At 46.7% G+C, this 22,896-nt stretch carries 21 protein-coding genes, 2 tRNA genes and 1 riboswitch; of the genes, 16 read left to right on the top strand and 7 right to left on the bottom strand.

What is annotated here, in order from left to right; genetic code table 11:
• Positions 1–19: 19 nt before the first annotated feature.
• Positions 20–2,161 carry a methylmalonyl-CoA mutase gene (gene scpA / locus FD967_RS05245; protein WP_215327186.1) on the bottom strand — a complete coding sequence of 714 codons (2,142 nt, stop codon included), beginning with the start codon at positions 2,159–2,161 and terminating at the stop codon, positions 20–22.
• 150 nt (positions 2,162–2,311) lie between these two features.
• Between scpA and FD967_RS05240 the strand changes: the two genes are divergently transcribed.
• The gene (locus FD967_RS05240) at positions 2,312–2,950 is read left to right on the top strand and encodes a GntR family transcriptional regulator (protein ID WP_215327075.1); all 639 of its coding nucleotides are present in this window, start codon (positions 2,312–2,314) and stop codon (positions 2,948–2,950) included.
• Positions 2,951–3,033: 83 nt separating this feature from the next.
• Here the strand turns inward: FD967_RS05240 and FD967_RS05235 are convergent, their stop codons facing one another.
• Both FD967_RS05235 and FD967_RS05230 read right to left on the bottom strand, forming a co-directional pair.
• Positions 3,034–3,378 (bottom strand): cytochrome c, encoded by a 345-nt coding sequence (locus FD967_RS05235; RefSeq protein ID WP_215327074.1) that lies wholly within the window; start codon positions 3,376–3,378, stop codon positions 3,034–3,036.
• Positions 3,379–3,395: 17 nt separating this feature from the next.
• Positions 3,396–3,761 carry a cytochrome c gene (locus tag FD967_RS05230; RefSeq protein WP_251369105.1) on the bottom strand — a complete coding sequence of 122 codons (366 nt, stop codon included), beginning with the start codon at positions 3,759–3,761 and terminating at the stop codon, positions 3,396–3,398.
• A 166-nt stretch (positions 3,762–3,927) separates the two neighbouring features.
• Here FD967_RS05230 and FD967_RS05225 point away from each other — a divergent pair, with 166 nt between their 5' ends.
• The 3 genes from FD967_RS05225 to FD967_RS05215 are packed head-to-tail and all read left to right on the top strand — an operon-like array spanning position 3,928 to position 6,512.
• A complete protein-coding gene (locus tag FD967_RS05225; protein ID WP_215327072.1) occupies positions 3,928–4,785 on the top strand; it encodes a MoxR family ATPase in 858 nt (285 codons plus the stop codon).
• 33 nt (positions 4,786–4,818) lie between these two features.
• Positions 4,819–5,994 carry a VWA domain-containing protein gene (locus FD967_RS05220; RefSeq protein WP_215327071.1) on the top strand — a complete coding sequence of 392 codons (1,176 nt, stop codon included), beginning with the start codon at positions 4,819–4,821 and terminating at the stop codon, positions 5,992–5,994.
• A gap of 59 nt (positions 5,995–6,053) precedes the next feature.
• The gene (locus FD967_RS05215) at positions 6,054–6,512 is read left to right on the top strand and encodes a RidA family protein (protein ID WP_215327070.1); all 459 of its coding nucleotides are present in this window, start codon (positions 6,054–6,056) and stop codon (positions 6,510–6,512) included.
• Here FD967_RS05215 and FD967_RS05210 read toward each other — a convergent pair.
• On the bottom strand, positions 6,509–7,165 hold the full coding sequence (locus FD967_RS05210) for an NTP transferase domain-containing protein (RefSeq protein WP_215327069.1): 657 nt from the start codon (positions 7,163–7,165) through the stop codon (positions 6,509–6,511). The genes FD967_RS05215 and FD967_RS05210 overlap by 4 nt on opposite strands.
• Positions 7,166–7,254: 89 nt before the next feature.
• On the opposite strand from FD967_RS05210, the gene FD967_RS05205 reads away from it, so the two are divergent.
• Complete coding sequence (locus tag FD967_RS05205; protein ID WP_215327068.1) at positions 7,255–8,214, top strand: XdhC family protein; 960 nt, start codon at positions 7,255–7,257, stop codon at positions 8,212–8,214.
• Positions 8,215–8,278: 64 nt separating this feature from the next.
• On the opposite strand, the gene parC is transcribed toward FD967_RS05205, so the two are convergent.
• Positions 8,279–10,651: a DNA topoisomerase IV subunit A gene (gene parC, locus FD967_RS05200; RefSeq protein ID WP_251369122.1), complete on the bottom strand. Its 2,373-nt coding sequence runs from the start codon at positions 10,649–10,651 to the stop codon at positions 8,279–8,281.
• Positions 10,652–10,725: 74 nt separating this feature from the next.
• A complete protein-coding gene (locus tag FD967_RS05195; RefSeq protein ID WP_215327067.1) occupies positions 10,726–12,714 on the bottom strand; it encodes a DNA topoisomerase IV subunit B in 1,989 nt (662 codons plus the stop codon).
• Between the two features lie 78 nt (positions 12,715–12,792).
• On the opposite strand from FD967_RS05195, the gene FD967_RS05190 reads away from it, so the two are divergent.
• The 10 genes from FD967_RS05190 (at position 12,793) to thiE (ending at position 21,903) form a co-directional block, all read left to right on the top strand.
• Positions 12,793–14,013 (top strand): CaiB/BaiF CoA-transferase family protein, encoded by a 1,221-nt coding sequence (locus FD967_RS05190; protein ID WP_215327066.1) that lies wholly within the window; start codon positions 12,793–12,795, stop codon positions 14,011–14,013.
• 5 nt (positions 14,014–14,018) lie between these two features.
• Positions 14,019–15,251 carry an MFS transporter gene (locus tag FD967_RS05185; protein ID WP_215327065.1) on the top strand — a complete coding sequence of 411 codons (1,233 nt, stop codon included), beginning with the start codon at positions 14,019–14,021 and terminating at the stop codon, positions 15,249–15,251.
• A 7-nt stretch (positions 15,252–15,258) separates the two neighbouring features.
• Positions 15,259–15,393: a hypothetical protein gene (locus FD967_RS10800; protein ID WP_256441879.1), complete on the top strand. Its 135-nt coding sequence runs from the start codon at positions 15,259–15,261 to the stop codon at positions 15,391–15,393.
• Between the two features lie 62 nt (positions 15,394–15,455).
• A tRNA-Arg gene (locus tag FD967_RS05180) sits at positions 15,456–15,530 on the top strand.
• A gap of 212 nt (positions 15,531–15,742) precedes the next feature.
• Positions 15,743–16,594 carry an NUDIX hydrolase family protein gene (locus tag FD967_RS05175; RefSeq protein ID WP_215327064.1) on the top strand — a complete coding sequence of 284 codons (852 nt, stop codon included), beginning with the start codon at positions 15,743–15,745 and terminating at the stop codon, positions 16,592–16,594.
• 75 nt (positions 16,595–16,669) lie between these two features.
• A riboswitch (TPP riboswitch) is annotated at positions 16,670–16,775 on the top strand.
• A gap of 40 nt (positions 16,776–16,815) precedes the next feature.
• Positions 16,816–18,753 (top strand): phosphomethylpyrimidine synthase ThiC, encoded by a 1,938-nt coding sequence (gene thiC / locus FD967_RS05170; RefSeq protein WP_251369104.1) that lies wholly within the window; start codon positions 16,816–16,818, stop codon positions 18,751–18,753.
• Positions 18,754–19,905 carry an FAD-dependent oxidoreductase gene (locus FD967_RS05165; RefSeq protein ID WP_256441878.1) on the top strand — a complete coding sequence of 384 codons (1,152 nt, stop codon included), beginning with the start codon at positions 18,754–18,756 and terminating at the stop codon, positions 19,903–19,905.
• On the top strand, positions 19,896–20,093 hold the full coding sequence (gene thiS, locus FD967_RS05160; RefSeq protein ID WP_215327062.1) for a sulfur carrier protein ThiS: 198 nt from the start codon (positions 19,896–19,898) through the stop codon (positions 20,091–20,093). Before FD967_RS05165 ends, thiS begins: the two co-directional genes overlap by 10 nt.
• A gap of 52 nt (positions 20,094–20,145) precedes the next feature.
• Positions 20,146–20,964: a thiazole synthase gene (locus FD967_RS05155; RefSeq protein ID WP_215327061.1), complete on the top strand. Its 819-nt coding sequence runs from the start codon at positions 20,146–20,148 to the stop codon at positions 20,962–20,964.
• Between the two features lie 12 nt (positions 20,965–20,976).
• The gene (gene thiE, locus FD967_RS05150) at positions 20,977–21,903 is read left to right on the top strand and encodes a thiamine phosphate synthase (protein WP_215327060.1); all 927 of its coding nucleotides are present in this window, start codon (positions 20,977–20,979) and stop codon (positions 21,901–21,903) included.
• On the opposite strand, the gene thiD is transcribed toward thiE, so the two are convergent.
• On the bottom strand, positions 21,900–22,799 hold the full coding sequence (gene thiD, locus FD967_RS05145) for a bifunctional hydroxymethylpyrimidine kinase/phosphomethylpyrimidine kinase (RefSeq protein ID WP_215327059.1): 900 nt from the start codon (positions 22,797–22,799) through the stop codon (positions 21,900–21,902). The two genes, thiE and thiD, sit on opposite strands and share 4 nt — an antisense overlap.
• A 21-nt stretch (positions 22,800–22,820) precedes the next feature.
• Here thiD and FD967_RS05140 point away from each other — a divergent pair.
• Positions 22,821–22,895, top strand: a tRNA-Asn gene (locus FD967_RS05140).
• Position 22,896 lies beyond the last annotated feature (1 nt).

The following is a 22,896-nucleotide window of genomic DNA, read 5'->3' as shown; positions in this document are numbered from 1 at the left end:
TGATTTCTTTTATCTAAAGTTAATCAGGCTTTACAGATTTACGAATCTGCTCAAGTACATCCTTAGCAGATGCTGGAATCGGAGTGCCCGGGCCATAAATACCCTTAACTCCAGCCTCATATAAGAACTCATAATCTTGTCTAGGAATGACTCCACCCACGAAGACAATGATGTCGTCGGCACCCTGTTTTTTCAATTCAGCAATGATGGCGGGAACTAAAGTTTTATGACCCGCTGCCAAAGTGGAAACCCCTAGAGCATGTACATCATTCTCAATGGCTTGACGAGCGCACTCCTCAGGAGTCTGAAACAACGGCCCAATATCTACGTCAAAACCTAAATCAGCAAAGGCGGTCGCAACCACCTTAGCGCCGCGATCATGGCCATCCTGACCTAGTTTAGCAATCATCACACGCGGACGACGGCCAAAGTCTTTTGCGAAATCGGCGATCTCGACTTTCAATTTATCCCAGCCTTCGGCTGAATCATAAGCAGCTGCATACACACCGGTCACCTTTTGAGTATCGGCGCGATGGCGCCCGTAAACTTTTTCCAATGCATCAGAAACTTCACCAACCGTAGCGCGTAAACGTATCGCTTGCACAGCTAATTCCAATAGGTTGCCAGTATTTTCTTCTGCGGCTTTAGTCAATGCTTCTAATGCTGCTTCTACTTTCTTAGAGTCGCGCTTTGCCTTGATGTCTTTTAAGCGAGCAACTTGGCTTTCTCGAACCTTGTCGTTATCAATCATCAAAACATCAACCAAGTCTTCTTTTCCAAGCTTATATTTATTGACGCCCACAATCACATCAGAGCCTGAATCAATCTTTGCTTGTTTTTCAGCAGCCGCAGCTTCGATCTTGAGCTTAGCCCACCCACTCTCGACCGCCTTAGTCATGCCGCCCATAGCATCAACTTCTTGCACGATCTCCCATGCTTTATCAGCCATCTCTTGAGTAAGATTCTCCATCATGTAAGAGCCAGCCCATGGATCGATCACGCTAGTGATGTGAGTTTCTTCTTGCAGAATTAACTGAGTGTTGCGGGCTATACGGCTAGAGAACTCAGACGGCAAGGCAATAGCTTCATCAAAGGAATTGGTATGTAAAGATTGTGTGCCACCAAATACAGCGGCCATTGCTTCAACTGTGGTGCGAACAACGTTGTTATACGGATCTTGCTCAGTCAAGGACCATCCAGATGTCTGGCAGTGCGTACGCAACATTAACGACTTTGGATTCTTTGGTTCGAAGGACTTCATAATGCGCCACCAGAGAAGGCGCGCAGCGCGTAACTTAGCAACCTCTAAGTAAAAGTTCATGCCTATAGCAAAGAAGAATGAGAGGCGGCCAGCAAAGCCGTCTACATCCAAGCCTTTTGCCAAAGCAGTTTTGACATACTCTTTACCGTCAGCCAATGTGAATGCTAATTCAAGAACTTGGTTTGCGCCTGCCTCTTGCATGTGATAACCCGAAATCGAGATCGAGTTAAATTTCGGCATGTGTTTGGCGGTGTATTCAATAATGTCACCGATGATGCGGATCGAAGGCTCTGGTGGATAGATATAAGTATTGCGCACCATAAACTCTTTCAGAATGTCATTCTGAATCGTGCCTGACAGCAACTCCTGCTTCACTCCCTGCTCCTCACCAGCAACGATATAACCCGCCAACACCGGCAATACTGCCCCGTTCATCGTCATCGAAACAGAGACCTTGTCCAGAGGAATCCCATCGAACAAGATTTTCATGTCTTCCACCGAGTCGATAGCAACGCCTGCCTTACCAACGTCACCAGTCACGCGCGGATGATCAGAGTCGTAACCACGATGAGTCGCCAAGTCAAAAGCAACAGAAACACCCTGGCCGCCTGCATCCAGAGCCTTACGATAAAACGCATTGGACTCTTCTGCAGTTGAGAAACCAGCATACTGGCGAATGGTCCAAGGGCGTACTGAATACATGGTTGCTTGTGGCCCACGTATGAATGGCTCAAACCCTGGTAATGAATGTGTGTACTGAAGACCCTCAGTATCTTGGGCTGTATATAAAGCCTTTAGGTGAATACCATCCGGTGTTTGCCAACCTAATTTATCAATATCACCATTGGGCGCTGACTTTTGGGCTGATTTTTTCCAAGCATCTAAATCATAATCTGGCACATTGGGCCAAGTATTCGATGAATTCGATGCAGATTTTTTCTCACTTGTACTCACAAAGCACTCCCGGTTGGCTTTCTACATCATGACTAATTTTCGTATGGCTATTTTGCTTGACTTTTTTGAATTTGTCTAGATACTGTATACATAATTATGAATACAAAACTAATAAACAGACCTCTTTATGAAGATGTTGCCGAGCGTTTACGAGAGCAAATCTTCTCCCATGAATTAGCCCCAGGAAGCTGGCTAGATGAGCAAAGCTTGGCTGCTGCCTTTGGAATTAGCCGCACGCCCATGCGTGAGGCCATTAAGGTACTTGCCTCCGAAGGTCTTGTCACAAGCAAAATGAATAAAGGCTCTTATGTCACCGAGGTTGATAGACGTGATTTAGAGCAAATCTTTACTGTTCTTTCCCTACTGGAGGGTCAGGCGGCAAAAGAGACGGCAATTAATGCTACTGAGGCTCAGCTAACTGAATTGGATGATTTACATCATCGTCTCGAAAAGGCCGCTGCAGATCGCGATATCGGGCAGTTTTTTGAATTTAATGTCAAATTTCATGAATTAATCCAAGAAATTGCAGGGAACAAGTGGATGAATGGCGTTATTGATGACCTGCGTAAGGTACTCAAGCTCCAAAGACGGGATTCATTGAGTAGAGGAGGTCGCCTTTTAAGCTCCCTGCTTGAGCATCGAGAAATTCTTCAGGCCATTCTAAAAAGAGATCCCATAGCTGCTGAGCTGGCTATGCGCAATCACCTCGCTAGAGGGCTTGAGGCCACAAAATAAGAGATGTACTGCGAAATCTATAAAAAACAAAGGCTTAGGTAATTAACCTAAGCCTTTATAGTGAGTTCAACTAAGCAAGTAAATTACTTCCTTACAACAAAGTTCCCAGGCAATTTAGCGATATAAGCAGCCATGTCGTGAAGATCAGCATCGCTGTAAGGCTTGGCCTGAGAAGACATTACTGCATTGTTACGGCCAAACTGCGGGTTGGAGCCGCCAACTTGGTAAGCACGCAAAGCGTAGTAAAGGTAGTCAGCATGCTGGCCAGCTAACTTTGGGTAAGCTGGCAAGATAGGTGCATTAAGCCCAGCACCATGACAGGAAGCACAGTTGCCCTTCTCTACAAGTGCTTGACCTTTTTCGGCGCTAGCTGCTTGAGCTAGGCCAATACTGGACAACAAAATGGCGGTAATTAGTCCGAATTTCATAAGCGTGCCTCTAAATATCACTTCAATGGGTTATTTGGTGAGCTGGCAGTTTGCGCAGCATAGTATTCGCCGATATCAGCCATGTCTTGATCAGACAAGCTACCCGCTATAGAACGCATGGTTGGATGCTTTCGCTCACCTTTTTTGTATGCCGCTAAGGAGCTGGCAATGTAAGCAGCGTTTTGACCGCCAATCATTGGGACTTTGTATACCAAAGGATAGTCAGCGCGGTAGTCAGGAATGGCGTGGCAACCAATACAAAGCCAAACCTTGCCTTGTCCAGCTTGGGCAGAACCTTTAACGTCTTGAGCTTGAACTGCAAATCCAGCAACAGCCAAACCAGCGCAGAGAGTCAATTGGGAAAGCGTAAGGTATTTTTTCATGGAAATCATTAGTAACGAGTTTGATTCAAAACAATTTGGTGAGAGTATAGCGGAGACGAGCCAAGATACCCTGTTTTTACCCCCTGCAATGAGTAAAAACACTGAAAATACCGACTCTTTTACCTATACTTGAAGACCATTCACAGACAAATTGATTCCCCTCACGATGACTAAGATCCAAGCCCGCTTTGATGGCTCGAAAAGCTATGTAGCTACTGATGATTTGAAATTGGCTGTCAATGCTGCCGTACAACTTCAGCGCCCTCTGTTAATTAAAGGAGAGCCGGGAACAGGTAAAACAATGCTGGCCGAGGAAGTGGCTGCAGCCTTGAAGATGCCTCTGATGCAATGGCACATTAAATCGACTACCAAGGCCCAACAAGGCCTTTATGAATACGATGCCGTTAGCAGATTAAGGGACTCCCAGCTTGGCGATGAAAAGGTAAATGACATTCGCAATTACATTGTTAAAGGTGTTCTTTGGCAAGCATTTGAAGCAGATGAACCGGTTGTTTTGCTAATTGATGAGATTGATAAAGCCGATATTGAATTTCCTAATGATCTCTTGCGAGAAATCGACCGTATGGAGTTCTACGTATATGAAACTCGTGAGTTGATCAAAGCGAAGCACCGCCCTCTTGTCATCATCACTTCAAATAATGAAAAAGAATTGCCAGATGCGTTTTTGCGTCGCTGCTTCTTCCATTACATCTCTTTTCCAGACGCAGAAACAATGCAGAGCATTGTTGATGTCCACCACCCAAACATCAAGCAAGAATTATTAGAGGCTGCTCTCCAATCTTTTTATCAAATCCGCTCTTTACCGGGCTTAAAAAAGAAACCTTCCACTTCTGAACTCATTGATTGGTTAAAGCTATTGCTTGCAGAAGATATTCCTGCCGAGGCTCTATACAGCGGTGATGACAAAATTGCGATCCCCCCACTGCATGGTGCGCTTCTCAAAAACGAGCAAGATATTCATCTCTTTGAGCGTTTAGTAATGATGAACCGCAATCACCGCTAATCCCACGGGCCGATATTTTTCAATAGCCCAATCATGTTGATTCAATTCTTTCTCAATCTCAAAGAGGCCAAGGTGCCCGTTTCCGTTCGGGAATTTTTAACGCTCCTAGAAGCTCTAAAGGAAGGCGTCTTTGAACCTTCGATTGATGAGTTTTATCAACTAGCCCGGATGACCTTAGTTAAGGATGAGCGGCACTTTGATCGCTTTGATCAAGTGTTTTGCTCCTACTTTAATGGTGTAGAGCAGATCATGGCCTTAGCTCCCGATATCCCTTTGGACTGGCTTGAGAAAAAATTACAACGCGTATTAACTGAAGAAGAAAAGGTCGCACTCAAAAAGCTAGGTGGCCCAGAAGCTTTACAAAAGCGCCTTCAAGAGCTTTTGAAAGAGCAAAAAGAATGGCATGGTGGTGGTAATAAATGGATTGGTGCAGGTGGTTCATCACCCTTTGGGCATAGCGGTTATCACCCAGAAGGCATTCGTATTGGCGGCGAGAGCGCGGGCAATCGTACAGCCATCAAAGTTTGGGAAGCCCGAGAATTTAAAGACTACGACAGCGATCTTAGTCTAGGGACGCGCAATATCAAAATGGCTTTACGACGCTTACGTCGTTTTGCCAGAGAAGGCTCAAATCTGGAGTTAGATCTCGATAAAACTATTCACTCTACTGCTGCAAATGCAGGGATGCTCGATATCCAAATGCGTCCTGAGCGTCACAACCAAGTCAAAGTCTTATTACTGATGGATGTAGGTGGATCAATGGATGATCACATTACGCGCATCTCTGAATTATTTACGGCGGTCAAAACAGAATTTAAACACTTGGAGTATTACTACTTTCATAACTGTGTTTATGAACATCTTTGGCAAAGTAATCGCCGCAGACGCGATCAAGTCACCGCAACCCAAGACATCATTAATAAGTATGGCTCCGACTACAAACTGATTTTCATTGGAGATGCCACTATGTCTCCCTATGAGATTCTGAGTCCCAATGGATCGGTTGAGTATAACAATCGAGAAACTGGTGCATCATGGATTAATCGCCTCATTGACCACTTCCCTCACTTTGCCTGGCTTAATCCAGAGCCAGAATCAGTTTGGCAATATCGACAATCGATCGATATCATGAAGGGCCTCATGAAAGACCGGATGTATCCTGTGACCTTAAATGGTCTCGAGAGTGCCATGCGTCAACTATCAAAGTAACCCAGTAAAATTTACGTCAACCTTCTTTATTTTCTTTATTTTTTCTCCACTAAAACTCTATGACAAATCATATTAGCAATCGCCTGAAAACTCTTGGCATTGACTTGCCTCCACCAGGACCACCTGCTGCCGCCTATGTCATGGCTTCAACGACTGGCAATACCGTTTTTCTATCGGGCCATATTGCCAAGCAAGATGGCAAGCCTTGGGTTGGTAAGCTAGGTCTTGATATGGATACCGAAACCGGTAAAGCTGCGGCGAAATTAATTGCGATTGATTTAATTGCCACACTACAAAATCACCTAGGCTCACTGGATAAAGTAAAGCGCATAGTTAAAGTGATGGGTTTAGTAAATTCGACCTCCGAATTTACAGAGCAACACCTAGTGGTTAACGGTTGCTCAGAACTACTCTTTGAAGTATTTGGCGATGCAGGAAAACATGCTCGTAGCGCATTTGGTGTAGCGCAAATCCCTCTAGGTGCTTGCGTTGAAATCGAGCTGATTGCAGAGATTTAAAAACTAAATCGGTTTAATTTATGTCTTTGGATGTCTTCCGGTGTGTCGACATCCATGACAAATGCCTGATTACCGGTGTGCATAGCCCTTACTTTGTCGGGATGCGCATCCATATAGACTCGACAAACCATGCCTGGGCTGGCTAGAACACCCGAGACTGCTTTATAAGAAAACAAAACAGGATTGCCGCGTCTTCCCTCCACCATTGGCAGAATGATTTCCTGACCGTCTTCTCGCTTAGCGTATTCGTCAAGCAGTTCTTGTATTTCTCTTGCACCAACTTCAGGCTGATCTGATAGTGCGACTAGCAAGACATCAAAGTCGGCTCGGAATGTTTCCAGACCCAAGCGAACAGAGGATGACTGACCCTCCTCTGGTGAAACATTTTTAATGATCTTCATCGGATAAGCCAAAGAGGAATTGATCTTGGCTATCTCAGGCTCAACTAACTGAGCATGAAAGCCAGTGACCACGATGAATTCGACAAGACCAAATCCTTGAATTGCACTTGCAAAACACTCCAATAGAGTCCTCCCTCCCTGGTGAAGTAAGACTTTGGGATACTTGCCGAGCCGACTACCCTCGCCTGCTGCCAGCAACAGCACAGCCATACGTACTTCTGAATCTTGGGTTGATGGGCTAGAACTTGTCATTAGAGAGATAATAAATAGGTTGATGGTGAGAAATAATAAATAAAAAAATTAAACGTAAGAAATTGACAGCATGAAATTGAAGACAGGAAATGAATAGTACCGATTTAAGCGTATTAAAAGCCGCGGTAGATTGGCTCAAATCGGGCCATCCGGTAGCCATTGCCACAGTTGTGCAGACATGGGGCTCTGCTCCAAGACCTGTTGGCTCCTGGCTAGCTATTCGAAGTGATGGGCAAGTCACTGGATCAGTCTCTGGTGGATGTGTCGAGGATGATCTGATTCGTCGAGTGCAAACCGAAATCCTCACTCGAGATTTACCAGAAATGGTGGTCTATGGCGTTAGTCAGCAAGAGGCCGCCCGCTTTGGCCTGCCCTGTGGTGGAACGCTACGATTACTCGTCGAGCCAAAACCAGAACTGGCTATTTTGGAGTCCATTCTGGAGTCCATCAGCAATCACCAAATTACTTCACGCACAGTAGATCTTGCGACTGGAAAATCTACGCTCGAAGCTGGCAATCGAAATGCAGCATTCATCTGCGATGAGCGCTTGATGAAAACTACTTACGGCCCCCGCTGGCGCATGGTAATCATTGGCGCGGGACAGCTATCACTGTATACCGCTGACTTTGCTCTCGCGTCGGACTTTGAAGTGATCGTCATTGACCCGCGCGAAGAATATGCAGAAGGCATCAATCGTGAACAGATTCAGTTTATGAAGGGTATGCCAGATGATGTGCTGCTCGAAATTGGGGTTGACTCCCATACGGCGGTGGTTGCCTTAACGCATGATCCTAAGCTGGATGACATGGCTTTAATGGAGGCATTGAAGTCCCCCGCTTTTTATGTGGGAGCGCTGGGTAGCAGAATCAATACTCAGAAACGAAAAGCCCGTTTACTGGAATTTGATGTGACACAGGAGCAAGTTGAAGGTCTTCACGGACCCGTTGGCCTATTCATTGGTGCTTTGACTCCACCAGAGATTGCCGTATCGATCTTGGCTGAAGTCATTGCAGTCAAGTACGGCGTACCAATTCCCCAAAAGGTTTAAGCAAAATAAAGAACCCGATCAACTCATGACCGGGTTTTTAATTCAGTAAAACTGGCTTAGCTTCTTAGTTCGCTTTGAGCTTGCCGTCTTTGAGTCTTGGTTCGACAAAGTGACCCTTACGGGCACGATTACCTGCAAACGACTTCAAGGTTTTCGCATCAAGACTTAACTCCGTTGGCTTACCAGCGCGTCCCGCACCTGAATACGTAGCGCCATCAGGTCCGACCGCAATTGCCGAGGCCAACCTCTCTTTATCATCTAAGCCCATCAGAATGACACCTTTACCACCAGTAGGTAAACGCTTTAGCTCATCAAGCGGGAAGACCAATAACTTAGAGCTTTCAGACAAGCAGGCTACCTGCTTCATGCCTGCCGTGACCTTAGCGGCTCCGAGAGGTGCATCACCGCCAGGAAATTTACTGTCGATACCAACAAATGATTTACCAGCCTTATTACGGGTAGACATGTCTGCCACATTTGCAAGAAAGCCGTTACCTGATCTAGTGGAAATCAGCACGAGATCATCCGACTGACCAGCATAGTAGGCAACCATTTGCGATCCAGCAGCTAAGTTCACAAAACTGGTTAGCGGTGAGCCATCCCCTCGTGCACCCGGCAACTCACTCACTGGCACTGTATATACGCGGCCATCACTGCCAAAACCTTGCATCACATCAACCGTGCGGCACTCAAAAGTACCATACAAGGCATCACCCGCTTTAAAGGCAAACTGCGTTGCATCATGTTCATGACCTTGGCGTACGCGCACCCAACCTTTTTGTGACACGATCACGGTGACTGGCTCATCTAAGACTTTAGTTTCAGCTACAGCGCGCTTATCTTCTTGAATAAGGGTTCGGCGATCATCACCAAAATCTTTCATATCGGATTCGATTTCTTTGATGATGCGCTTGCGTAGAATGGTATCGCTCTGCAATAAACCTTCAAGATCATCACGCTCAGACTTGAGCGCTTTCAACTCTTGCTCAATCTTGATGCCTTCAAGGCGGGCCAACTGACGCAAGCGAATATCTAAAATATCTTCCGCTTGACGATCACTCAGCTTGAACTCTTTTATGAGGTCAGCCTTAGGTTCATCACTATTGCGAATGATCTTAATGACCTTATCAATGTTCAGAAGAACGATTAAGCGCCCTTCCAAAATATGCATCCGATCATTCACCTTACCTAAACGATGTTGAGTACGCCGTGTAACCGTGCCAACTCGGAAAGAAATCCATTCGGAAATAATTTCTTTAAGGCCTTTTTGTCGTGGACGTCCATCAGTACCAATCATGACTAAATTCATTGGTGCATTGGACTCTAGTGATGTGTGAGCTAGCAGCAAGTTGGCAAACTCGTTGACATCAATATTTTTACTCTTGGGCTCAAATACCAAACGCACGGCAGCATCTTTACTAGATTCATCGCGCACGCCATCAAGGACATTCAGAATGGTGGATTTGAGATTGCTTTGCTCGGGAGTTAAAGTCTTCTTACCAACTTTCACCTTAGGATTCGTAATCTCTTCAATCTCTTGCAATACGCGCTGCGATGAAGTTGATGGTGGCAGTTCATTGACCACAATCTGCCACTGGCCACGAGCCAATTCCTCAACAGACCAGCGCGCACGAACTTTTAAACTTCCACGACCTGCTTCATAGATCTGCGCAATCTCCGCTGGAGAAGAAATAATTTGACCGCCACCTGGATAGTCTGGTCCAGGCATGATTTCTAGCAGCTCTGAAGTACTCATTTTCGGAGACTTCATCAAGGCAATAGCTGCACTAGCGACTTCACGTAAATTGTGCGAAGGAATCTCCGTCGCCATGCCTACCGCGATACCCGATGCACCGTTCAATAGAACGAAGGGTAAGCGTGCTGGCAACAACTTAGGCTCCTGGAAAGATCCATCGTAGTTCGGAGCAAAATCGACCGTACCTTCGTCAATCTCACTGAGCAACAAACCGGCAATCTTGGTTAAACGTGCTTCGGTGTAACGCATTGCCGCTGCACCATCACCATCACGTGAGCCAAAGTTACCTTGGCCATCAATCAGTGGATAACGTAATGAGAAACTCTGTGCAAGACGTACTAATGCGTCATAGGCAGATTGATCACCATGTGGATGGAATTTACCCAATACATCACCAACAACACGAGCACTCTTAACGGGCTTAGCATCAGCACGTAAACCCATCTCGCTCATCGAAAACAGAATGCGGCGTTGAACTGGCTTTTGACCATCGGATACATCCGGTAATGCACGACCTTTGACGACGCTAATGGCGTAATCTAAGTAAGCGCGCTCAGCGTAGACGGCTAGCGTGAGGCTGTCTTTGTCATCCTCATTGAGCTCAATCTTTTTTGGATCATGAGGATCATTCGGTCCGCCTGCCTGAACTGAAATGGGCTTATCCACTTCCACGATATTCATTTCAATTGGCTCACCTGCAAATAAGTCTGCTTGCTCTGCTGGTTTATTACCACCCGGAGTTTTTTTAATCGCCATTAGATGTCCGCCTCTACCTCGTTGCCACGCTCTTCCAACCAATCGCGACGTGCCCCGGATTCAGATTTACCCATCAACATATCCATTGTTTTAATTGTTTCATCTTCTGTCCATGCGCCTAAGGTCACCGGTAAGAGACGGCGCGTATCTGGATTGAGGGTGGTATCCCACAGTTGTTCGGCACTCATCTCGCCCAAACCTTTAAAGCGAGAAATTTGCCAAGCAGACTCTTTGACGCCATCTTTACGCAACTTATCTTCAATTGCTTGCAGTTCGCTTGCATCAAGTGCGTAAATCTTTTGTGCCGGTTTTTTGCCACGCGCTGGCGCATCCACTCTAAATAAGGGTGGTCTAGAAATATGAATATGCCCCAATTCAATTAACTTGGGGAAATGCTTATAGAACAAGGTGAGGAGCAATACCTGAATATGCGCACCATCGACGTCCGCATCAGACAAGATGCATACCTTGCCGTAACGTAAATTTGATAAATCAGGCGTGTCATTTGCACCATGCGGGTCCACGCCAATTGCTACAGCAATATCATGCACTTCATTATTTGCAAATAAGCGATCGCGTTCTGCTTCCCAGGTATTAAGGACCTTGCCGCGTAAAGGCAGGATAGCTTGATACTCTTTATTGCGACCCATCTTAGCTGAGCCGCCCGCTGAATCACCCTCGACGAGGAAGATTTCATTCATGCCAATGTCTTGGCTTTCACAATCAGTGAGCTTTCCAGGTAGAACTGCCACACCGGAAGATTTTTTCTTCTCCACTTTTTGTCCGGCACGGGTTCTTGCTTGGGCTTGTTTAATGACTAAGTCCGCTAGTTTGCGACCGTAATCCACATGTTCGTTAAGCCAAAGCTCTAATGCAGATTTAGCATAGCCAGAAACTAAACGCACTGCGTCTCTAGAGTTCAGACGCTCTTTAATTTGCCCCTGAAATTGTGGATCCAATACCTTGGCTGACAAAATAAATGAAGCGCGCGCAAAGACGTCCTCAGGCATGAGCTTCACACCCTTTGGCTGCAAAGCGTGCATCTCAATAAAACCTTTGACGGCATTAAAGAGACCTTCACGTAGACCACTTTCATGCGTTCCGCCTGCGGGAGTCGGTATCAAGTTCACATAACTCTCACGCACGGGTGCGCCATCTTCAGTCCAGGTTACAACCCAGGCTGCGCCCTCGCCTTCAGCAAAGGAATCATCGTCACCGTTACCAGTAGCGTATTGCTCACCTTCGAATGGAGGAATCACTTCTGCGCCATGACCTGCTTGAGCCATGGCTTCATTTAAGTAGCCGCGTAAGCCTTGAGCATATTGCCAAGTTTGGCTCTCGCCAGACTTTTCTTGAATCAGGGTCACTTTTACGCCGGGCAATAAGACTGCCTTAGAGCGCAACAGGCGAATGAGTTCAGGCATGGGAATAGCTGCACTATCAAAGTACTTGCCATCAGGCCATGCACGTACACGTGTACCGTGCGATTTATCCTCTTTGCCAGCGGCGCTGGTTTTGAGCTTTTCAATTACTTTGCCATCCGCAAAGGTCAATGTAGAGACTTGACCCTCACGCCATACGGTAACTTCTAGGCGTTTAGATAAGGCATTGGTAACTGAGACACCGACACCGTGCAAACCACCAGAGAAGGCATAAGCACCACCGGTGCCTTTTTCGAATTTACCGCCAGCATGAAGTTGGGTGAAGACGATTTCTACTACAGGGAGCTTCTCAGTCGGATGAATGCCGACTGGAATCCCGCGGCCATCGTCCTCTACGCTCACACTGCTATCAGCATGCAAAGTAACGATGATTTGCTTGCCAAACCCACCTAATGCCTCGTCAGAGGCGTTATCAAGCACCTCTTGAATAATGTGCAAGGGATTGTCAGTGCGGGTGTACATTCCCGGCCGCTGACGGACGGGTTCGAGCCCTTTTAGGACTTGAATTGATGATTCGCTGTATTCGGATGTTTTACGGGTAGCCATGCGCGCAAATTGTAGTCATGTCTGAACGAAAACCTGAATTTTCCTGAATGACCCTTTTTTTCATGTCAAAATTGCGGGATGGGAGCATTAAGTCATATTCGCGTTTTAGACCTCAGTCGTGTACTTGCTGGTCCGTGGTGCGCACAAAACCTCGCCGATCTTGGTGCAGATGTAATTAAAGTGGAACGTCCAGGCGTCGGGGATGATACCCGACATTGGGGGCCCCCTTTTGTTAAGGATGCGCGGGGGAATGACACTGCAGAAACAGCCTATTTCATCTGTATTAACCGCAATAAACGCTCAATTACGGTTGATATCAGCAAATCTGAGGGCCAAGAAATTATTCGCGAGCTCGTCAAAGAGTCTGACATCGTTATTGAAAACTACAAAGTTGGTGATCTGGCTAAGTACAGCTTAGATTATGAAAGCTTGAAAAAGGTCAAATCTGACCTCATTTATTGCTCCATTACTGGTTTTGGCCAAAATGGACCCTATGCGCATCGCCCTGGCTATGATTTCATCATCCAGGGAATGGGTGGTTTTATGAGTGTTACTGGGGAAGCGGATGATTTTGAAGGGGCTAGCCCTCAAAAGGCTGGGGTTGCTATAGCCGACATCTTTACCGGAATGTATGCCAGCACAGCCATTTTGGCTGCCGTTGTGCATCGGGACAAGACGGGCCAAGGTCAACACATCGACATGGCCCTCTTGGATACCCAAATTGCTGTGATGGCCAATGTTTCAAGCGCCTACTTATGCTCAGATAAAGTACCCCGTCGATGGGGTAATGCCTCACCCATTATTGTTCCCTATCAAACTTTCCCGACCTCAGACGGCTGGATCATTGTGGGAGTTGGTAATGACGGTCAATTTAAGCACTTTGTTACTGCAGGTGGTGAGGCCCATTTGGCTGAAAACCCTCTCTATATTAACAATCCCCTCCGCGTTGAGAATCGCAAGTCATTAATTTCATTACTAGAAATCATGACTCGCCGAAAAACCAAGGCTGAGTGGATAAGCCTTTTAGAGGCAGCAAATGTACCCTGTGGACCAATCAATAACTTTGAAGAAGTCTTTGACAATGAACAAGTAGAGGCACGAGGCGTCCAAATTCAGGTTCCACATCCCACTGCGGGGGTGATAAAGCTTGTTGCCAGTCCAATGCGCTTGTCAGAGACCCCTGTTGAAGTCCGTATGGCCCCACCCACTTTAGGACAGCATACGGATGAGATTCTCCGTGAGCGCTTGAACCTGAGCCCACAAGCTATTGCCGAGTTACAAATAAAAGGCATTACCTAATTACTATGTATACAAGTCACTCAAGTCAAAAATTAACTCTCAGACAAGTGTTGATTTATGGTGGTTTGATGGTGACATTTTCAATGGGTATACGTCATGGATTCGGCCTCTTTAACCTACCCATTACCTTTGCCAATGATTGGGGGCGAGAGACCTTTGCCCTAACTATCGCTTTACAAAATTTAATTTGGGGCGCAGTTCAACCCATCACCGGGGCATTGGCTGATCGTTACGGCGCGCTCAAAATTATGATTGCCGGGGGTGCACTCTATGCACTGGGTTTGGCTGGTATGGCGATCTCTACCGATGCTCTGAGTTTTACATTTGCTGGTGGATTGCTAATCGGTCTTGCGCAAACTGCGACCACCTATAGCGTGGTGTACGGCATCTTAGGTCGCAACGTTGCTCCTGAAAAAAGAGTGTGGGCCATGGGCATCACAGCAGCAGCCGGATCATTCGGACAATTTTTAATGATTCCGGTTGAGCAAGGCTTGCTGTCAAACTTGGGTGCCAATGATGCGCTACTCGTATTGGCGCTCATGGCAAGCCTCATGATTCCGATTGCCTTTATGTTGCGCGAACCCAATGCCGCAAATATGCAGCAAGAAAATAATCAAACTATTAAAGAAGCCTTAAAAGAGGCGATGACTTACCCTAGTTTTAGATTGCTCACTTTGGGTTATTTTGTTTGCGGATTTCAGGTGGTGTTTATTGCAGTTCACTTAGCGCCCTACCTAAAAGATTTATCCAAGATGTATCCTGATGTTGGCGCACCTTTTGTAGCTACTACCGCCCTCGCATTGATTGGTCTATTTAATATTTTTGGAACCTACGCCGCAGGAATCTTGGGGCAACGCTTCCCAAAGCACTACCTTTTGTCTGGTATCTATATCAGCAGGTCTATTGCAATCATCGCTTTTGTTTATTTGCCTTTAAGCCCGACTACTACCTATATCTTTGCAGCCATCATGGGCTTCTTGTGGCTATCTACCATCCCATTAACCAATTCAATCGTTGCGCAAATTTTTGGCGTGAAGTACCTCTCCATGCTCTCTGGTCTTGTGTTCTTCTCCCATCAACTTGGCAGCTTCTGCGGAGCTTATTTTGGTGGCTATCTATTTGATCGCACTGGCTCCTACCTGATCGTTTGGAATATTGCGATTGCCTTAGGTGTGTTTGCATTCTTAATCAATCTGCCAGTGAAAGAGCGAGCAATTCATCGCCTTGCTACCACTTAATTTTTTAATGACCATTTCTATTTCGCGCTTCGTTTCGTTTGCTCTGGCGGTTGTCATGTTGGGAATTATTTTCTCTACATACTTTGCACCAGAGTTGACTGTCGCAATCACCAATCAAGTGTGGGCACTGTGTGGCTGGTAATCGGTGGATAATGAAGATTGCCTTAACATCTTTTTTATAAAACGTTTTACTTTTTTTTCAATCTTGCCGTAGCACAATGGATAGTGCACATGCCTCCTAAGCGTGGGATACAGGTTCGATTCCTGTCGGCGGGACCACTTCTCGATCAGAACTTATCCACAGCTTGTGTGGATAAATACCCAAAAGTTTTCGTAAGTCGCAGATTTGTATAGTGTGACCTAGCTTGCTTAATTTATGAGCATCTACCTATAAAGAAAAATGTGCGTAAAAAATTATTGACAACTCAAATTTGTTTATAGATTTTTAGATAAGTTTTTATTGTTTTTTTAATTTCTCTTACACTCAAGGCATGCATAAGCTCAACAATAAGCTCACACCTAGCGCCATCGCCGCCCTAGAAGAATTACTCCAAAATACTGCAAGGCCCGCTCCACCAGATTACTTGCCTATCCATTTCTTGGGTGGATACACGGCTGGACAGGTTATTGGGTACCTAGACCCTGATTTCACAAACTATTTACAAGAATCTTTGGGGGAAAGTCCGATACCTCATGTCGAACTCGGCCAAGATCGCCTAACAATTAACAATGCAAAACCCTTAGCACTCTCCGAGAGTCTCTCGAAAATAGCCGATCGGATGCGTCATGGCGGGCTGATTCCGGGGTGGAGGAATGAGGACTTCGCCTGGATTGACCAAAATGGTCACGAATACTTCCGCTTGGAACGCTCTGCCTTCCGCGCTTTTGGCTTTCGCAGCATGGCAACCCATATCAATGGCTACACCAAGGCCGGTAATCTGTGGCTTGGGCGACGTAGTGAAACCAAGTCTACTGACCCTGGCCGTCTCGATAACCTAGCAGCAGGGGGTATTGGGGCGGATGAAACCCCTCGGGTTAATGCCCGTAGAGAATTATGGGAAGAAGCGGGTGTGCCACCCCAGATTTCCGATCACATTGATCCCGTGGGTCGCATACATATGCGCCGCCCCATACAGGGACGAGGCTTTCATGATGAGCAGCTCTATATTTATGACCTAGAGCTGGCGGATAATTTTGCACCTACCAATCATGATGGAGAAGTGAGTGGTTTTATTGAAATCTCGCTTTCAGAGGCTGCAGCCCGCATTTTGGCTGATGAATTTACTAGCGATGCCGCCTTTGTGACTGCGGATTTCATTCTGCGCAATACCAAGACGGACTAAATCTCTCTACACTGGATTTAAGCGCTTGATTTTGATCACCCAGCTTTAGGGCATTTCGTGGTTAAATAACATCTAAGGATGAAACAGGGGTGCCCTCGAGTTTTTTTGCTACGAGGCGCTGAGAAAGACCCTATAACCCGATCCAGGTAATGCTGGCGTGGGGAGTTTTCCATCAGACCGTCACCCGGTTTCGTCCATCTAAAAACAGTCAGGAGATGGACATGAGTGATACCAACACAAAATCAAAACAAGAAATTCCTAGCTTAAAAAGCTTAGAGCGAGACTTTGGCCAAAAATTTGCCTACCCCGCCTCTACTAAAACCTACCTAGAGGGCTCACGTCCAGATATCAAAGCGCCGATTCGTATGATTGAGCAATTATCAACCCGCGTTGGTGAAGAAATGGTTTCCAATCCCCCTGTGCCGGTTTATGACACATCAGGCCCTTACAGTGACCCAGAGATCGTAATCAATCTTGAAAAAGGCTTACCTTTATTGCGCAAAAACTGGATCGAAGAACGTGGTGACACAGTTCAGTTAGCCGGACCAAGCTCTGAGTACGGTGTTGCCCGCTCACAAGATGCGGCTACGCAGAATTTGCGTTTCGCCCATATTAACCCTCCTCGTGTTGCCAAAGCCGGGCAGAATGTGAGCCAAATGTATTACGCCCGCAAAGGCATCGTGACTCCCGAAATGGAATACGTTGCTCTGCGTGAATCCATGGGTCTTGAGCAATTGCGCAAGAACCCTGAATACAAACAACTGCTCAAGCAACACCCTGGTAAGAGCTACGGTGCGAATCTTCCTGACATCGTTACTGGTGAATTCGTGCGCTCTGAAATCGCAGCCGGTCGTGCGATTATTCCAGCCAACATTAATCACCCTGAACTGGAGCCAATGATTATTGGTCGTAACTTCCGCGTGAAAATTAACGGCAACTTGGGTAACTCTGCTGTGACTTCTTCTATTAATGAAGAAGTAGAAAAAATGGTGTGGTCAATCCGTTGGGGTGCGGATACGATCATGGATCTTTCTACAGGAAAGCATATTCATGAAACTCGTGAGTGGATTATTCGCAACTCACCAGTTCCGATTGGTACAGTTCCAATCTACCAGGCGCTCGATAAGACCGGCGGTATTGCAGAAGACCTCACCTGGGAAATGTTCCGCGACACCTTAATAGAACAAGCTGAGCAAGGTGTCGACTACTTCACCATTCATGCGGGCGTATTACTACGCTATGTACCTTTAACTGCTGACCGCATTACTGGCATCGTCTCTCGAGGCGGATCCATCATGGCGAAGTGGTGCTTGGCTCATCATAAAGAAAACTTCCTCTATACCAAGTTCGATGAGATTTGCGAAATTATGAAAGCCTATGACGTGTCATTTAGCTTAGGTGATGGCTTACGTCCTGGCTGCATTGCTGACTCGAATGATGCCGCGCAGTTTGGTGAGCTTCGGACCCTTGGTGAACTCACTGCCAAAGCCTGGAAGCATGATGTGCAAGTCATGATTGAAGGTCCTGGTCACGTGCCAATGCAGCGTATTGAAGAAAATATGACCGAGGAATTAAAGCACTGTCTAGAAGCACCCTTCTATACTCTCGGACCATTGATTACCGATATCGCTCCTGGTTATGATCACATCACCAGCGGTATTGGTGCTGCGCAAATTGGTTGGTACGGCACGGCGATGCTTTGCTATGTCACACCAAAAGAGCATCTAGGTTTGCCGGATAAAGAAGATGTCCGAACTGGCATCATCACTTACAAAATTGCAGCCCATGGTGCAGACTTGGCCAAAGGTTTACCAGGCGCTCAAGTGCGAGATAACGCTTTATCTAAAGCCCGCTTCGAGTTCCGCTGGGAAGACCAATTTAATCTTGGTCTAGACCCTGAGCGTGCCCGTGAGTACCACGATGCCACCTTGCCTGCAGAAGGCGCGAAGATCGCGCATTTCTGCTCAATGTGTGGGCCGAAGTTCTGCTCGATGAAGATCACACAAGAAGTACGTGACTACGCTGCCACATTAGATGCGGATGGCAATCCTAAGTCGAAAGTGATCCCGATTACTGCAGAAGGCTCTAGTGATCCAGCAAAAGGCATGGAAGAGATGTCAGCTGAGTTTCGTAAGCGCGGTAGCGAGATTTATCAGTAAGTGAGTCACGCATTCTCAAACGGCAAATACGCCATCGTTGGCGCCGGCCTCATGGGTCGGCTGCTAGCGGTCGCACTTGCTAAGCGAGGTGCTCAGGTAGAGCTGTTTGAGAAAGGTGGCTCGGATGGCAACTCAGCGGCGGCTCGGATTGCGGCTGCTATGTTAGCTCCATTGGCAGAGTCGGCCATTACAAAAGATAACGTTGTACGTATGGGTGTTTACAGTCTGCCGCGCTGGAAACAACTCATCGATGAATTGGCGAAGCCGGTGTATTTTCAGCAGAATGGCACACTCATCTTATGGCATCGGCAAGATGCTAGTGATGCAGAACGCTTTGCCTCTCATCTAGAAAGAAATTGCGATCAAAATCAGTCCCTGTCTAAACCGATTCCTTTGGATAGTCAGTCTCTTGCAGAAATCGAGCCTAGTGTTGCTGAGCGCTTTACCCAAGGCCTCTACCTTCCCAATGAAGGCCAGCTCGATAACCGCCAACTACTGGAGGCTTTATTAGTTGAGCTGACTTTAATGAAGGTGCCTTGTCATTGGAATCAAGCTGCTGATTCTGAGCTACTTCGTACAAAAGAGAATGGTTACGATTGGGTCATCGATTGTCGTGGTCTTGGTGCTAAGGTTTCTTGGGGGGATGCTGGTAGATCTTCTAAAGATTTACGAGGGGTGCGTGGTGAAGTTATTCGCTTGCATGCGCCTGAAGTAAAACTGCGTCGACCTACTCGCCTAATCCATCCGCGCTATCCAATTTATATCGCCCCCAAAGAGGATGATGTCTACGTTGTTGGCGCAACAGAAATTGAATCTGAAGATCTTTCCCCAATGAGCGTGCGCTCCGCTCTGGAATTACTCAGTGCTGTTTATACAGTCCATAGCGGCTTCGCTGAAGCGCGTATTTTAGAGATGGCAACACAATGTCGTCCTACGCTTAAAGATAATCTGCCGAAGATAACTGTTGATCGAAAACCAAATCAAGCTGGTCTGATGATGATCAATGGACTCTATCGTCATGGCTTCATGATCTCGCCGGCGATTCTAGATTGCGCATTAGAGGTATTAGATTCAGGGTTTAGCAGTACGGCTGTTGACTTAGGTCTTCAGGTGACAGCTTCTGCCGACCAGGAGCTCAGTACATGCGCATAATGGTGAATCAAGTTGCCAAAGAGGTTCCGGATCAGAGCACGATTGATGATGTATTGTTACTCATCGATGCTAGACCACCCTTTGCTGTTGCCGTCAATTATGAATTTGTTCCCAAGACCAGACATTCAGAAGAAGTATTGCGTGAAGGCGATGAGATGGAAGTCATAGCGCCAGTCACTGGCGGCTAATTTAGCATTGAACACATAAAGAAATATTTCCCGATAAAAGTATTTGATCCACATGACAGCCCCATTACCAAACTCTTTAAATACGGCCGATCCATTGTTGCTGTATGGCGAGTCCTTTGCTAGTCGCTTATTACTAGGGACCTCGCGTTATCCATCCCCACAGGTTTTGGAAAATGCTGTGAAGCAATCTAACCCTGGAATGATTACAGTAAGCCTGCGTAGGCAAGGCACTTCTACCACTGAAGCGCATTCCGGTTTTTGGGACCTCTTGAAGAAAATGGCTGTACCGGTTTTACCAAATACCGCAGGATGTCACAGCCCTAAAGAGGTGATCGCTACTGCGCAGATGGCACGCGAGGTTTTTGAAACTAGCTGGATTAAGTTAGAGCTTATCGGCGATGACTACACCTTACAACCCGATACCCTACGTTTAGTTTCTACAGCAGAAACTTTAATTAAAGATGGTTTCAAGGTCTTGCCTTATTGCACCGAAGATCTGATTTTGTGTCAACGCTTAGTGGATGTTGGATGCCAAGCGGTGATGCCGTGGGCTGCTCCGATTGGTACTGGTCAGGGCCCTTTAAATCCTTACGCATTGAAACTCTTACGTGACCGTTTAAAGGTTCCGCTCCTAATAGATGCTGGTTTAGGCCTTCCCTCGCATGCATGCAGTGTGATGGAGTGGGGCTTTGATGGCGTTTTACTCAATACTGCCGTTGCGCTAGCTGATGACCCGGTGGCGATGGCTAAAGCATTTGCGATGTCAGTCGATGCTGGTCGAACTGCCTACCTCTCTGGAGCTATGAAAGCCCAACACTCCGCCCAAGCCAGTACGCCACTAGTTGGCACGCCTTTTTGGCATCAAAGTTAAAGCGTCATTGAGATGAGCTTAGTGCGCGACCTTGCGGATCAAATTGTTGCAGCCCATGCAAAGGATGATGTGTGCTTACCGATCCCAGCGTACAGCATGTCATCGCCCCCGCCAAAAATTGATAACGAACATGCTACAGATCATTACGAATTAGCGGGCGCACTTGCATCGATTGAGATGGGCTTTATCGAATGTGATGCCAAAGTATTAGGCAAGGCTTGGTCACGCATGGTTCACCAAGACGGTGGATTTAATCCACTGAAATGGCCTTCTAGACCTGAGCATTTTGATTTGCTCCCTTGGACGCGGAACATGAATCCCAATGCTTTTCCGGAGTGTCCTCCGCGCTTGGGTTTATATGCCGTAATGCCTGATGCTGATTGGGTAAAGCGTGCAATTGAGGCTGAAGTACCAACGGTGCAACTGCGCCTAAAATCAGATGATCGCAGACTCATCCGAAAGCAGATTGTGCAATCTGTTGAGGCAGTTAAAGGCAGCAAGACTTTACTTTTTATTAATGATTATTGGCAAGAGGCGATTGAAGCTGATGCCTACGGTGTACATCTAGGACAAGAGGATCTAGAGGTGGCAGATTTGGACGCGATTCGATCTGCAGACCTACGCTTGGGTCTAAGTACCCACGGCTATGCTGAGATGGTTTATGCAGATCGTTTCTGCCCGAGTTATATCGCTATGGGTGCAGTCTTTGCAACCAATTTGAAGAAGATGGCCACCGCTCCTCAAGGCTTAGGGCGTTTATATAAATACGCTCAATTGATGAGTCACTATCCTTTAGTGGCTATTGGTGGCATTGATGAAAGCAGTATTCATGCAGTAGCGCAAAGCGGCGTTGGCTCAGTTGCGGTTGTCAGGGCAATCAATGGGTCGAGTGATACAAAGGCAGCAGTCAAGAGACTGCAAGAACTCATGAAAACCTAATTCTTCATTTTTTTATACTTATCCTCTTCTTCTGGCAATGCAGTCGGATAAAAATCATGCATATGCCATAACGGTCCTGGACCTTCGCCAATACTTAAGAAACGCCCTTTCTCCAGTCCCGCCTCAACATAAGCAATTGCCTTAGCAACAGCATGAGAAAGATCGTGACCGTCTGCTAAGTAAGTAGCAATAGCAGATGACAGTGAGCAGCCAGTACCATGGGTGTTAGGCGTATTGACACGATAGTGCTTGAATTCTTTTGACTGAACCACCTCAAGACCATCTTCAATAGTTCGCCACATCAGAAAATCTGTCAGCTGAGTATGGCTAGCATCCAGATGTCCTCCCTTGATCAAAACTGCCTGAGAGCCCATCTCGAGCAACTCTTCTGCCGCCATCTTGAAGTCCTTCACTCCGACGAGCTCACGACCCAAGAGCAAGCCCGCTTCTTCTAGATTAGGGGTGATTAAGCTTGCTATCGGAAATAACTCCTTAATCATGGCTTGAGCGGTATCGTCTCCACCAAGACTAGCGCCTGAGGTAGCTCTTAGCACAGGATCTAGGACTATTCTTTTGACTCCATGACGTTTGAGGGCCGACGCCACAGTACGAACGATTTCTGGGCTGGCCAACATGCCGATCTTGACAATGTCCACCCCAATATCCAGAAATACCGCATCAATCTGAGCCTCAACCACATCAAGATCAATATCCTGAATACGACTCACCCCCATAGTGTTCTGGGCGGTAATAGCCGTGATGACCGTCATCCCATATCCACCAAGGACTGTAATCACTTTGAGGTCAGCCTGAATGCCCGCGCCACCGCCACTATCGGACCCAGCGATGGTCAATACTTTAGGGATCTGCATAGAACTTGGAGTAGATGATTTCATCTTGCTATAATATCGGCTTATTCCTCGATAGCTCAGCGGTAGAGCAGCAGACTGTTAATCTGTTGGTCCGTGGTTCGATCCCACGTCGAGGAGCCAA

The sequence above is a fragment of the Polynucleobacter sp. JS-Mosq-20-D10 genome, from assembly GCF_018687755.1.
Taxonomy (GTDB): domain Bacteria; phylum Pseudomonadota; class Gammaproteobacteria; order Burkholderiales; family Burkholderiaceae; genus Polynucleobacter.
Note: the sequence above shows the minus strand (reverse complement) of the source record. Positions and strands in the feature narration are given on the sequence as shown.